At 73.7% G+C, this 13,094-nt stretch carries 10 protein-coding genes; 3 read left to right on the forward strand and 7 right to left on the reverse strand.

Annotated features, from left to right (window positions below):
- Nucleotides 1-94 precede the first annotated feature (94 nt).
- The 4 genes from pepN to ACFWUY_RS02035 all read right to left on the reverse strand — a co-directional run bounded on the left by pepN (nt 95) and on the right by ACFWUY_RS02035 (nt 4,870).
- Entirely contained in the window at nt 95-2,581 is a 2,487-nt protein-coding gene (gene pepN / locus ACFWUY_RS02020) for an aminopeptidase N (RefSeq protein WP_384100949.1), read from the reverse strand.
- Nucleotides 2,582-2,661: 80 nt separating this feature from the next.
- Nucleotides 2,662-3,648, reverse strand: coding sequence for an asparaginase (locus ACFWUY_RS02025; protein WP_384100951.1), 987 nt, complete (start codon nt 3,646-3,648; stop codon nt 2,662-2,664).
- On the reverse strand, nt 3,648-3,971 hold the full coding sequence (locus ACFWUY_RS02030) for a chorismate mutase (RefSeq protein WP_384100953.1): 324 nt from the start codon (nt 3,969-3,971) through the stop codon (nt 3,648-3,650). The genes ACFWUY_RS02025 and ACFWUY_RS02030 overlap by 1 nt, the downstream gene beginning before the upstream one ends.
- Before the next feature lie 11 nt (nt 3,972-3,982).
- Nucleotides 3,983-4,870, reverse strand: coding sequence for an AraC family transcriptional regulator (locus ACFWUY_RS02035; RefSeq protein ID WP_384100955.1), 888 nt, complete (start codon nt 4,868-4,870; stop codon nt 3,983-3,985).
- A gap of 82 nt (nt 4,871-4,952) precedes the next feature.
- Here ACFWUY_RS02035 and ACFWUY_RS02040 point away from each other — a divergent pair, with 82 nt between their 5' ends.
- Entirely contained in the window at nt 4,953-6,704 is a 1,752-nt protein-coding gene (locus tag ACFWUY_RS02040; RefSeq protein ID WP_384100957.1) for a beta-galactosidase family protein, read from the forward strand.
- A gap of 85 nt (nt 6,705-6,789) precedes the next feature.
- On the opposite strand, the gene ACFWUY_RS02045 is transcribed toward ACFWUY_RS02040, so the two are convergent.
- On the reverse strand, nt 6,790-7,560 hold the full coding sequence (locus tag ACFWUY_RS02045) for a S1 family peptidase (protein WP_384101398.1): 771 nt from the start codon (nt 7,558-7,560) through the stop codon (nt 6,790-6,792).
- 178 nt (nt 7,561-7,738) lie between these two features.
- On the opposite strand from ACFWUY_RS02045, the gene ACFWUY_RS02050 reads away from it, so the two are divergent.
- The gene (locus ACFWUY_RS02050) at nt 7,739-8,623 is read left to right on the forward strand and encodes a hypothetical protein (RefSeq protein WP_384100959.1); all 885 of its coding nucleotides are present in this window, start codon (nt 7,739-7,741) and stop codon (nt 8,621-8,623) included.
- Here ACFWUY_RS02050 and ACFWUY_RS02055 read toward each other — a convergent pair.
- On the reverse strand, nt 8,620-9,120 hold the full coding sequence (locus ACFWUY_RS02055) for a GNAT family N-acetyltransferase (protein ID WP_384100962.1): 501 nt from the start codon (nt 9,118-9,120) through the stop codon (nt 8,620-8,622). The genes ACFWUY_RS02050 and ACFWUY_RS02055 overlap by 4 nt on opposite strands.
- A gap of 126 nt (nt 9,121-9,246) precedes the next feature.
- On the opposite strand from ACFWUY_RS02055, the gene ACFWUY_RS02060 reads away from it, so the two are divergent.
- The gene (locus ACFWUY_RS02060; protein ID WP_384100964.1) at nt 9,247-10,716 is read left to right on the forward strand and encodes an ankyrin repeat domain-containing protein; all 1,470 of its coding nucleotides are present in this window, start codon (nt 9,247-9,249) and stop codon (nt 10,714-10,716) included.
- 623 nt (nt 10,717-11,339) lie between these two features.
- Here ACFWUY_RS02060 and ACFWUY_RS02065 read toward each other — a convergent pair.
- Nucleotides 11,340-13,028 carry a DEAD/DEAH box helicase gene (locus ACFWUY_RS02065; RefSeq protein ID WP_384100968.1) on the reverse strand — a complete coding sequence of 563 codons (1,689 nt, stop codon included), beginning with the start codon at nt 13,026-13,028 and terminating at the stop codon, nt 11,340-11,342.
- Nucleotides 13,029-13,094 lie beyond the last annotated feature (66 nt).

The following is a 13,094-nucleotide window of genomic DNA, read 5'->3' on the forward strand; positions in this document are numbered from 1 at the left end:
GTACGGGGCCGGGTACGGCCCGGTGGTCGGGTTGTGCCCACCCGTTCCGCCCCAGCGGAACAGATGCCCACAACCCGACCGGTTCAGCAGACCCTCAGGCCTCGCGGACGCGCAGGGCTCGGCGGAGGTCGTCGAGTTGGTCGGTGAGTTTGCGGTGGAGGGCCGGGATCATCGTGTCGTCCTTGAGGTGGTGTTCGCCGAGGGCGAGGGATTCCGGGTCGATCGCGTAGGAAGGGAAGGCGTAGCGGCCTGCAGCTTCGGCCATGGCGGGGCCTCGGCGGGTGCCGAGGGCGATGGCGGCGTCGTAGAAGCGGGGGACGTATTCCCGTACGAGGTCGGCCTGTTCGGGCTGCCAGAAGCCTTGGGCGGTGGCGGTGAACAGGTAGTTGGAGAGGTCGTCGGAGTCGAAGAGGGCGGCCCAGGCCGTGGCTTTCGCCTCGGGGGTCGGGAGGGAGGCCCGGCAGCGGGCGGCGCCTTCCTGGCCGGTGGCGCTGGGGTCGCGTTCGAGTTCGGCGGCGATCGTGGTCTCGTCGGTGGCGCCGAGGACGGCGAGGCGGGCCAGGATGCGCCAGCGCAGTTCGGGGTCGAGTTCGGGGCCGCCGTGGACGGTGTCCTCGGCGAGCCAGGAGGCGATCTGGTCGGGGGTGGTGGCGCTGTCGACGAGAGCGCGTACGGCGGTGAGGCGCAGGCCGGGTGAGTCGCCGTCCTCGGTGTGGCGGAGCAGGGCGCGGGCGATCTCGCGGAGGGTGGCGAGGGCGGCGGGGCGCTCGTCGGGGGTGACGTACCGGTCGGCGATCTGGGTGCGGGCGAAGCCGAGGACGCCTTGGACGAGGGCGAGTTCGGTTTCCTCGGTGAGGTGGGCGAGGGCGGTCGCCAGGTACTCGCCGGGGGCGAGGTGGCCGTCGCGGACCATGTCGCGCATCGCGTTCCAGGTCACGGCTCGGGTGAGTGGGTCCGGGATGCGGGAGAGGCCGCGGAGGGCGGTTTCTTCGGAGGTCTCGTCGAAGCGGAGTTTGGTGTAGGTGAGGTCCTCGTCGTTGAGGACGACGAGGGCGGGGCGCGGACCGGAGAGCTCGGCGGGGGTCTTCTGGGGGATGTCGAGTGCGCGGCGCTCGCGCAGGACGAGGTCGCCGGAGGGGTCGCGGTCGTAGAGGCCGGCGGCGATGCGGTGGGGGCGGCTGCCGTCGCGGTCGACCGTGAGTTTCCAGTGGAGGCCTTCGCCGCTGATGGTGGGGGTGAGGGTGTCGACGCCGGTGGTGCGGAGCCATTGTTCGGCCCAGCCGTGGACGTCGCGGTCGGTGGCGGCGGCGAGGTTGTCGAGGAAGTCGGCGAGGGTGGCGTTGCCGAACTTGTGGCGTTTGAAGTGGATGTTGATGCCGGTGAGGAAGTCCTTCTCGCCGAGCCAGGTGACGAGCTGGCGGAGGGCGGAGGCGCCCTTGGCGTAGGAGATGCCGTCGAAGTTGAGGAGGGCGGAGGCGGTGTCGGGGACGGCTTCGGGGTCGGGGGCGACGGGGTGGGTGGAGGGTCGTTGGTCGGCTTCGTATCCCCAGGCCTTCCTGGTGACGCCGAAGTCGATCCAGGTGTCGGGGAAGAGGTCGGGGCAGGCTTCGTTGACGGTCTGGTAGCCCATGTACTCGGCGAAGGACTCGTTCAGCCAGATGTCGTCCCACCAGCGGAGGGTGACGAGGTCGCCGAACCACATGTGGGCCATTTCGTGGGCGATGACCATGGCGCGGGTCTGGCGTTCGGTGAGGGTGACGGCGGAGCGGAAGACGAATTCGTCGCGGAAGGTGACGAGTCCGGGGTTCTCCATGGCCCCGGCGTTGAACTCGGGGACGAAGGCCTGGTCGTAGGAGTCGAAGGGGTAGGGCTCGTCGAACTTCTCGTGGTAGCGGTCGTAGCAGGCCTTGGTGACGGCGAGGATCTCGTCGGCGTCGGCGTCGAGGTGGGGGGCGAGGGAGCGGCGGCAGTGGATGCCGAAGGGGAGTCCGGCGTGTTCGGTGCGGATCGTGTGCCAGGGGCCGGCGGCGACGCAGACGAAGTAGGTGGAGAGCAGGGGGGTGGGGGCGGCTTTCCAGGTGCCGTCGGGTTGCTGTGTGGTGATGCTGTTGGAGAGGACGGTCCAGTTGTCGGGGGCGGTGACGGTCAGTTCGAAGGTGGCTTTGAGGTCGGGCTGGTCGAAGGCGGCGAAGACGCGTTGGACGTCTTCCATGAAGAGTTGGGTGTAGACGTATGCCTCGCCGTCGGTGGGGTCCGTGAAGCGGTGCATGCCTTCGCCGGTGCGGGAGTAGCGCATGGTGGTGGTGACGCGCAGCTCGTGGTCGCCCTCGGTGAGGTTCAGGGGGAGCCGGTTGCCGGTGAGGGTGGCCGGGTCGAGGGTTTCTCCGTCGAGGGTGGCGGAGTGCAGGGTGACGGGCTTGAGCTCGACGAAGGTGTTCCCGGCGGTGCGGGCGGTGAACCGGACGGTGCTGGTGGACTCGAAGGTCTCTGCGCCGGTGGTGAGGTCGATGTCCACGAGGTAGTGGTGGACGTCGAGGAGCTGGGCACGGGTCTGCGCTTCGTCGCGCGTCAGTACGGACATGGGCCCTATGCTGCCCGATGCCCGGGGCGGTGGGCAGGGGTGGTGGGGAGCCGTGGGGGATCCCCCGTCGGGTGGTGCCGTCAGGCGACGCCGGTGCCGTCGAGGTGGGCGAAGGCGGCGGTGATGCGGGGGCGGTCGTAGCCGGCCGGTCCCGTGGCGCCGCTGGAGAGCAGGGTGTGGAGCAGGATGCGGGCCTTGGCGGGGTCGAGGGGGCCGGCCGGGATGAGTCCGTGGTGCAGCAGGTCGTGTTCGGAACCGGGGCTGCGGTAGGTGTCCGTGAGGGTCGTGCCGCCGCCGGTGCGGGAGGCGAGGACGACCGGGATGCGCCGGGCGAGTTCGGCGAGGGGTTCGACGAGCGGTGCGGGGGCGTGTCCGCCGCCGAAGGCGGCGACGACGAGGCCTTGGAAGCGGTCGTCGACGGCGTCGAGGAGTTCGCCGCGGTCACCGAGGGAGAGGGTCACCAGGGCGACGCGTACGGAGGGGTCGAGCTTCAGCGGGCGGAGCGCGGCGGGGACGGCGGGGCGGAGCAGGATCCGGGGTCGGCCTTCGACGACGGCGCCGAGGGGTCCCGTGCCGGGCGAGGTGAAGGTGGCGATGGAGGTGGTGTGGGTCTTGCGGGCGTGGCGGGCGGCGTGGATCTCGTCGGCGAGGACGACGAGGACGCCGAGGTTCCGGCAGGCGGGGTCGGCGGCGACGGCGAGTGCGGCGGCGAGGTTGGCGGGGCCGTCGGCGCCGGGCAGGTCGGGTCGGCGCATGGCGCCGGTGACGGCGATCGGCTGCTCGGTGGTGCAGAGCAGGTCGAGGAGGAAGGCGGTCTCCTCCAGGGTGTCGGTGCCCTGGACGACGACGACGCCGGAGCCGTCGGCGACGGCCGCGCGGACCTCGTCGGCGAGGGCGGCGAGGTCTTCGAAGGAGAGGGTGGAGCTGGGGATGCGGCGGAAGTCCCGCAGGACGACGTCCTCGGGGGCGCCGAGGCCGGCGAGGACCTCCTGGCCGGTCATGCGGGCCGCGTCACCGCCTCGTGCGGAGATGGTCCCTCCGAGGGTGAAGACCGTGACGTGGGCCATCAGCGTGCTCCGTCCGCGATCGTCTCGTGGTGGCGGATGACCTCGGCGATGATGAAGTTGAGGAGTTTCTCCGCGAAGGCCGGGTCCAGTTTCGCGCTCTCGGCGAGTTCCCGCAGTCGGGCGATCTGGCGGGCCTCGCGGGCGGGGTCGGCGGGGGGCAGCTGGTGCCGGGCCTTGAGGACGCCGACCTGCTGGGTGCATTTGAAGCGCTCGGCGAGCATGTGGACGACCGCCGCGTCGATGTTGTCGATGCTTTCGCGCAGGCGGGTCAGTTCGGCCCGTACGGAGTCGTCGACGGGCTGGGACGGGGTGGAGTCGCTCATGATCTGCGAGCTTAGACGGATCTCGGGAGGATCGTGGGCGGGTGTTCGGGATCCGGAACGCGGTCGCTCCAGCCGCCGTGTACGGATCGTCCCTGCTGTTCGCGGAAGCGGATGGGGGCGGTGCCGACCCGGCGGGTGAAGAGGCGGGAGAAGTAGGCGGGGTCGTCGTAGCCGACGCGGCGGGCGACGGCGGCGACGGGCAGTTCGGTGGCGGCGAGGAGTTCCTTGGCGCGGCCGAGGCGGACGGTGAGGAGGTAGTCCTTGGGGCTGCATCCGGCGGCGCGGCGGACGGCGGTGCGCAGTTCGGCGGCGGTCATGCCGTGCCGGGCGGCGTGGTCGGCGACGGAGAGGGGCTGGAAGGCGTCGCGGGCGAGGGCGGCGAGGACGGGGTCGCCGTCGGCGTTGGTGTCGGCGCGGGCGCGGCGGAGGGCGACGAGGAGTTCGTGGACGGCGGCGCCGGTCTCGACTTCGAGGAGGGGGTTGCCGGGGCGGGCGGCGCGGGCGATGCGGCCGATGGCGGCGCGGGCGGGGGCGGCGTCGGAGAGGGGGACGACGGGCCGGTCGGGTTCGATGTAGCCGAGTTCGGTGTAGGTGGTGGTGGCGGGTCCGGTGAAGTCGACGAAGGATTCGTCCCAGCCGGTGCCGGGGTCGGCGGCGTAGTGGTGGGGTGTGCCGGGGGTGAGCCAGAGCAGGGCGGGGGCGGTGACGGTGGTGCGGCGGCCGTCGGCGGCCCGGTACCAGCCGCTGCCGGCGGAGATGACGACGGCGACGTGGTGGTCGAGGGTGCGGGGGCCGACGGTGGGCAGGGTGCCGTGCTGGAGTCCGACGCCGAGGCAGACGAGGCCGAGGCGGTGGTGGACGGGGCTGGGTGTGAAGTAGCGCATCCAGGTGTGGTACATGCGGTGGGCCCCTCCGTAACGTCCAAACTGCGACGATCTTTGTCCATGGACCGGCGTGCCGCCAGGGGGTGAGGGTGAGGCCATGAGCACGTTCGCTGTGGGTGACGAGGACTTTCTGCTCGACGGGCGGCCGGTGCGGCTGCTCTCGGGGGCTCTGCACTACTTCCGGGTGCACGAGGGGCAGTGGGAGCACCGGCTCGGGATGCTGCGCGCGATGGGTCTCAATTGTGTCGAGACGTACGTCCCGTGGAACCTGTACGCGCCGGAGCCGGGCCGGTTCGGGGACGTGGAGGCGCTCGGCCGGTTCCTCGACGCGGTGGAGCGGGCCGGGATGTGGGCGGTCGTGCGTCCGGGGCCGTACATCTGCGCCGAGTGGGAGAACGGCGGTCTGCCGCACTGGCTGACCGGTCCGCTCGGACGGCGGGTGCGGACGCTCGACCCGGAGTTCCTGGCGCCGGTGGAGGTCTGGTTCCGGCGGTTGCTTCCGCAGGTGGTGGAGCGGCAGGTCGACCGGGGCGGGCCGGTGGTCCTGGTCCAGGTGGAGAACGAGTACGGGAGTTACGGCAGCGACCGGGGTTATCTGGTGTGGCTGGCGGAGCTGTTGCGTGACTGTGGGGTGAGCGTGCCGCTGTTCACCTCGGACGGGCCCGAGGACCACATGCTGACGGGTGGTTCGGTGCCGGGGGTGCTCGCGACGGCGAACTTCGGTTCGGGGGCGCGGGAGGGGTTCGCGACGCTGCGGCGTCATCAGCCGTCGGGGCCGTTGATGTGCATGGAGTTCTGGTGCGGCTGGTTCGACCACTGGGGGACGGAGCACGCGGTGCGGGGCGCGGGGGACGCGGCGGACGCGCTGCGGGAGATCCTGGAGTGCGGGGCCTCGGTCAATGTGTACATGGCGCACGGGGGGACGAACTTCGGGGGCTGGGCGGGTGCGAACCGGGCCGGTGAGCTGCATGACGGGCCGTTGCGGGCGACGGTGACGTCGTACGACTACGACGCGCCGGTGGACGAGGCGGGGCGGCCGACGGAGAAGTTCTTGCGGTTCCGGGAGGTGTTCGCGGCGTACGCGGAGGGGCCGCTGCCGGAGCTGCCGGAGCCGCCGGTCCGGCTCGCGGTGCCGGTGTCCGGTGTGCCGGACGGCTGGGCGTCGCTGGACGCGGTCCTGGAGGTGCTCGGTGACGAGGAGTCGGTGTCGCCCGTGCCGCCGACCTTCGAGGAGCTGGGCGTGGACCGGGGTCTGGTCCGTTACCGGGTGGCGGTGCCGGGGCCGCGGGAGCCGTACCCGCTCTCTGTGACGGGGTTGCGGGACCGGGCGGTGGTGTACGTCGACGGGGTCCCGGCGGGGGTTCTGGACGCGGAGGAGTCGGTGCTCGCCGGGCCGGTGCCGGGGCCGGCGGTCGTCGACCTGTGGGTGGAGTCGCTGGGCCGGGTGAACTACGGGCCGCGGCTGGCGGAGTCGAAGGGGATCACGGGCGGGGTACGGCACGAGCGGCAGTATCTGCACGGGTTCCGGGCGCGGGGGCTGCGGCTTGACGCGTTCGGGGCGGCGGCGGTTTCGAAGGTGCCGTTCGAGTCCGGGGCGGGCCGGGGCGGGCCGGGCCTCTACCGGGGGTCGCTGGAGGTGGCCGGTGCCGGGGACGCGGTGCTGCGGCTGCCGGGGGCGACCCGGGGCTTCGTGTGGGTGAACGGTTTCTGCCTGGGCCGGTACTGGTCGGTGGGCCCGCAGGAGTCGCTGTTCGTGCCGGGTCCGGTGCTGCGGGAGGGCGCGAACGAGGTGTGGGTGCTCGAGCTGGAGGGGGACGGCGTGCCGGGTGTCGAGCTCGGCGTGCCGTGAGGTCGCGCGATAAACAACGGAGTCACGCGAACGACAGGTGCCCCGGGGCGGAGGCCGCTCCGGGGCACCGGTTCACGTGTCGCCGTTACAGCGTGGCCGCGGCCGACTTGATGGCGGCGGCGAAGGTCGAGACCTCCGTGTAGACACCGGGGTAGCCGGCCCGTGCGCAGCCCTCGCCCCAGCTCACGATGCCGACCTGGATCCAGGCTCCGGCGTTGTCCTTGCGGAACATCGGGCCGCCGGAGTCGCCCTGGCAGGTGTCGACGCCGCCCTGGCTGTAGCCGGCGCAGATCTCCTCGGACGGGACGAGGTCGCTGCCGTAGGAGGCCTGGCAGGAGGCGTCGGAGACGAACGGGACGTTCGCCTTGAGGAGGTAGCGCTGCTGCGATCCGCCCTCGCGGGCGGCGCCCCAGCCGGCCACGGTGAAGGTGCCGCTGTTGTACGCGGTGGTCTCGGCGATCTTCAGGTTGGGCAGGGAGGTGATGGGGCTGGCGAGCTTGATGAGGGCCCAGTCCTTGCCCTTGCCGTTGTAGCCGGGGGCCTGGAGGACCTTGGTGGACCTGACCTTGATGGCGCTGCTGCTCTGCAGGTCCACGACTCCGGCGGTGGCGGTGATGCCGGTGTTGTTGCCGGAGCCGCTCACGCAGTGGGCCGCGGTGAGCACGATCTGCGGGGTGATCAGCGAGCCGCCGCAGCCCATGGAGAGCCGGACCATCCAGGGGAACTCGCCCTGGGCGGCGCGGACGCCGCCGACGACGGGGGCGGGGGCCGCGGAGGCGGTGGTGGTGGGCTGGAGGCTGACGGCCGCCAGGACGACGGCGCCGGCCGCGGCGAGCTTCTGGAGTGCCCGGACCATTCTGTTCTGCTTCACGTGTTCTTCCTTCTTTCATGGGGGGTTGAACCCGACGAGCGATGACATGCGCCCGTCAAGTCGTGTCCGAATTATGGGCAGCGCCCAACTGCCGCCACAAGAAAGCCTTTTCGGCCAGACCGGGTGGCGGGACCGTACAGTGTGAGGGAGGGGGGAATCCGGCATGCCGAACCGTCAGGAGGGCGACCACGTCGCCCACGGCTTCCCGCACCACGCCACCGTCGGGGCCTCGCTCACGGCGCTCTACCGGCGCCTCTCCCCCGACGGCGTGCACCGCTACCCGGCGAGCGTGCCCGCCTCCGACGTGGCCGTCACCGACACCGAGGACCTCCACCTGGGCACCCAGCGGGTGGCCCGCGCCCTCGTCCGGCACCTGCGACTGCCCGAGGCGCGCATGGTGGTGAGTTTCCGGCCGATGGAACACGCGGCGACCGTCGAACTCACCGCCGGGCCGGAGTACTTCGTGGAACTCAACGACCGGTTCAGGACCCGACGCCGGGACATCGGTGCCGCACTCTCCCACGAGATCACCCATGTCCTGCTGCACCGGCTCGGCCTCACCTTCCCCGACACCCGGGAGAACGAGATCCTCACCGATGTCGTCACCACCTACCTGGGCGCGGGATGGCTGCTGCTCGACGCGTACCGGCGGGACGGCGTGGAGAGCCAGAAGCTGGGCTATCTGACCCCGGAGGAGTTCGGGTACGTCCTCGCCAAGCGGGCCGGGGTGTTCGGCGAGGACCCGTCACCGTGGTTCACCAGCGCGGTGGCGTACGAGGCGTGGCAGCGGGGCCGGGCCGAGGCCGACCGGGAGCGGACGTCGCCGCCGCTCGCCGGGGCGGGCTGGGCCGAGCGCCGGCGGTACGGCTGGGAGCGGCGCCGGGGCCGGGCGGGCGCGGGCGCCCCGTACGCCTTCGAGGGCGGAGCGCCCGCGACCGGCGTCTCCTTTCCCTGCCCGGTCTGCCGCCGGCGCCTGAGGATCCCGACGGGGCGGGCGCTGCGGGCCCGGTGCGGGGTGTGCCGGACGGTCCTGGAGTGCGCGGGTTAGGGCGTGCCCGGCGGATCGGGCCGGGGGCGCCCCTGAGGCGTCGCCCCGGGCGGGTCCTGGGCCAGGCTCTTGTGGAAGTGGACGTCCTCGGCGCCGCCCGGGATACCGAGGACGCGTCCGGTCTCCACGTATCCGTGCCGCCGGTAGAAGTCCGGGGCCTGGAAGGTGAAGGACGACACGGTGGCCCGGTCGCAGCCGCGCCGCCTGGCCTCGTCCTCGGCCGCGCGCAGGATCCGGCTCCCCCAGCCGTCCTGCCGGCTCTCCTCCCGCACCCACAGCATGTCGATGCCGAAGAGCCCGCTCCAGGTCCAGCCGGTGAGCCCGCCGATGAGCCCGCCGTGCTCGTCGACGACCTTCACCGACAGCTCGCCCTGGTCCTCGGGGGTGGTGCCGGTGGCCGCGAAGTTGAACGCGTCGAGGCCCTGCTCCAGGAGCTTCGCGAGAGCGGCGTCGCCGTGGCCGACGATCGGCACCGTGCCGTCGTGATCATGGGTCATGCGGCCCGATTCTGGCACGGGCGCGCGGGCGGACGGGCGGACGGGAAGCGCGGGTCACGCCGGTCCCGCTCCCGGGGCCGGGAATCGGATTTGCGCCAGAACCGGACGGCGGGTCAGGGTCGGCGCATGGACACGCTGTTCGACGCCATCCGTGACGGGGACGAGGACGGGGCCGTACGGGCCTTGCGGAACGGGGCCGACCCCGAGTCCCGGGAGGACGGGGAGACCGCCCTGTACCGGGCGGCCGTCGGCGACGAGGCCGGAATCGTACGGGTGCTGCTGGCCGCCGGAGCCGACCCGGGCCGGGCCAGCGGCGAGGACGGCGACGAACTGCCGCTCTGCGGCGCGGCCGTCGGCGGGCACACCGGGGTGGCGCGGGCGCTCCTCGCGGCGGGCGCGCATCCGGACCAGGAGGAGGCGTACGGCTTCACGGCCCTCGCGTGGGCGTTGCGGCTCGGGCACGCCGACACGACCCGGGTGCTCCTGGAGTACGGGGCCGACCCCGACCGGCGCGGGCCCGACGGGATCCTGCCGCTCGTCGCCGCCGCCCGGCGCGGCTCCACCGGCTGCGTACGGGCACTCCTCGACCACGGGGCGACGGCCCGTGAGGCCGCGCTGCGGGAGGCGCGGCGGTGGATCGGCGCCGACATCGCGGCCGAGCTGCGACGCGGGCTCGTCGCCGGGAACGAGGGCGGGCAGACGTACGAGGCCGTGGTCCGCCGGGTCCGGGAGGACGGCGGGGTGACGGTCGTCGTCGAGCTGCTGCGGGAGAACGGTGCCCCCGGGCGCGGCGACGAGCGCCAGACCGGCCACGCCGCGATCGCCACGCTCCTCGAGGCGTCGCTCGGACTGCGCACCTCGCACGAGGAGCTGGCGGCGCGGGCCCTGCGCTGCGGCGATCCGGAGCTGGACGACTGGACGACGGCGGTGGCCGAACTGGCCGGGCGGGCCGACGAGGAGACCTTCGTGGCGGCGGCCGCGTGGTGCGCGTACCGCGATCCGATGCGCCGGGCCCTGGGCGCTCGGGTGCTCGGCGCCCTGCCCGGCTTCGCGCCGAGCGCGGTCCCGGTGCTGCGGCGGCTCGCGGCGGAGGGGGCGACCCAGGCGCGGGAGCCGGCGCTGTCGGTGGTGTCGGCGCTCGGGGAGTGCGCGGACCCGGCCGCCGTGCCCGACCTCCTCGCGGTGGCGGGGCATCCCGACGCGGCGGTACGGCGGGCGGTCGCGGGGGCCCTCGCCGGGATCGTGCCGGCCGGGCACGTGGAGGCGCTCGGGGTGCTGCTCGCGCTGAGCAGGGACGGTGACGCGCGGGTACGGGACTGGGCGACGCTCGCGCTGGCCGAGCTGCCCGACGACACCCCGCTCGTACGGGAGGGGCTCGCGGAGCGGCTCGGCGACACCGATCCGGAGACGGCGGCGGAGGCGGCCCGCGGGCTCGCGATCCGGCAGGACCCGCGCGCGGTGGACGCCCTGGCGTCGGCCCTCGCGGACGGCGCCCCGGAGGGCGCGGCGCGGGAGACGGCACTCGCCGCCCTGGAGTACGTCCACGACCCCCGGGTCAGGACCCGCCTGGAATGGACGCTCCCGCGCCGGACCTGACCGCACAGGAGGTGACGGTTCCGGAACGGCCCGGCAGTTCCGTGATCGATCGGGCCGGCCGGGGTGACCAGGCCCGTCGGGACGGCCGGGGTGACCAGGCCCGTCGGAACGGCCGGGGTGACCAGGCCCGTCGGGACGGCCAGGACGGTCGGGGAGACCAGGCCCGTCGGGACGGCCGAGTCAGTCGGGTCGGTCAGGTCGGTCGGGTCGACCGGGGAGAAGGAAGCGTAGGGGGTCGGGCGTGTCGTCCGTGTCCGCCCTCGGGGCGGCGGCCGGGCCCTGACCGGCTGCGATGAGCTGGTCCACCACGGACATGACGAAGGCGGCGTGCGTACTCCGCACGCCGCCCCGTCCGTCGTGGCCCGAAGGCCCTGGGTGCCGGCCGGCCGTGCGCCCGTCGGCCCCGGGCCGGGAGGGCCCGTGGGCACCGGCCCGCGGGCCGGGAGGTGACACCGGGACCGGTGTGACCACGGCCAGGCACCCCGAGGTGTCGCCAAGACGGTGTGGAGCCGAGGGCCCGGCACCACTCTCGGCCGGGCCCGCACCCGAGCGCTCGGCCGAACCCGTACCTCGCGCACTCGGCCGGGCCCACGCCTCACGCCCCGTACGGGAGCCGCTCCGGCCTACGTGTCGGTCGGCCTCGGCCTGGAGCTCCGCGTGCTGCCCGCGCTCCGCGCGCGGCCGGTGCCCGGGGCCTGGCGCCCGACGCGGCCGGCGCCGGCGGCTCCGCCGCGCCCGCCGCCCGTACCGGAGCCGGAACCCCGGCCCGAGCCGGAGCCGCGACCGGAGCCACCCGTGGAACCGGCGGCGCGGCCCGAAGCCGTGCCCGTGGCCGCGGAACGTCCCGAGCCGGAGCCCGAGCCCGTACCGGCCGCCCCGCCGGCGGGAGCCGGACGGCGGCGGCGACGGCTGCCGCCGCCGCTTCCGCCGCCGGAGGCCGTCGCCTTGCGCGCCGGGGTCGGCTGCGGGGTCTCGATGACGACCGGGACGCCCGAGGGCTCCCGCGCGCCGGTCAGCTCGGTCAGGTGCTCGTCACTGGACTTGATCTGCGCCGTGCGGGGGCTGATGCCCGCGTTCGACATCAGACGGCCCATGTCGCGCTTCTGCTCCGGCAGGACCAGGGTGAAGACGCTGCCGGACTCACCGGCGCGGGCGGTACGGCCGCCGCGGTGCAGGTAGTCCTTGTGGTCGATGGGCGGGTCGACGTTGACGACCATGTCGAGGTCGTCGACGTGGATGCCGCGCGCCGCCACGTTCGTCGCGACGAGCGCGGTCACCTGGCCGGTCTTGAACTGGTCCAGGGTCCGGTTGCGCTGCGGCTGCGAGCGGCCGCCGTGCAGGCCGGAGGCCCGTACGCCGTTCGCGAGGAGCCGCTTGACCAGCCGGTCCACGGACCGCTTGGTGTCCATGAAGAGGATCGTCCGGCCGTCGCGGGCCGCGATCTTCAGCGTGACGGCCTTCTTGTCGGTCTCGTCCATCACGTACAGGACGTGGTGCTCCATGGTGGTGACCGCGCCGGCCGACGGGTCGACCGAGTGCACGACCGGGTCGTCGAGGAACATCTTGACCAGCCGGTCGATGTTCCGGTCGAGGGTCGCCGAGAACAGCAGTCGCTGTCCGCCCGGCTCGACCTGCTTCAGCACCTTCGTGACCTGCGGCAGGAAGCCCATGTCGGCCATCTGGTCGGCCTCGTCGAGGACGGTGACGGCGACCTGGTCGAGCCGGCAGTCGCCCCGCTCGATGAGGTCGTGGAGCCGGCCCGGCGTGGCGATGAGGACCTCGGCGCCGCGCCGCAGCGCGGAGGACTGCCGGCTGATCGACATGCCGCCGACGACCGTCGTGATCCGCAGCCGCAGCGCGGAGGCGTACGGGGTGAGGGCGTCGGTCACCTGCTGGGCGAGCTCGCGGGTGGGCACCAGGACGAGGGCGAGCGGCGCGGTGGGCTCGGCGCGGCGGCCCGCGGTGCGGGCGAGGATCGCGAGGCCGAAGGCGAGGGTCTTGCCGGATCCGGTGCGCCCCCGGCCGAGCACGTCGCGGCCGGCCAGCGAGTTCGGCAGGGTCGCGGCCTGGATCGGGAACGGCTCCGTGACGCCCTGCTCGCCCAGGGTCCGCAGCAGGCCCTCGGGCATGTCGAGGTCGGCGAAGGCGGCCACCGCGGGCAGCGCGGGCGTGACCGTCTCCGGCGGCGTGAACTCGCTCGGCGGCGGGGGCGCGGTGGGACGGCGTCCGCCGCGCGAGCCCTTCGGCTGTGACGTGGACTTCGTCTGGGCGGTGCGGGGGCCGCGCTTGGGGGCGCGTTCGGAGCGGGTCATGCGTGCCTTTCTGGCCGGTGCTCGCGGCACAGCGGGGGCCCGCACCTGCACGGTGCGGGCCCCGGC

Origin of the sequence: Streptomyces sp. NPDC058664 (assembly GCF_042716635.1) — a bacterium.
In the GTDB taxonomy this organism is placed as follows: Bacteria; Actinomycetota; Actinomycetes; order Streptomycetales; family Streptomycetaceae; genus Streptomyces.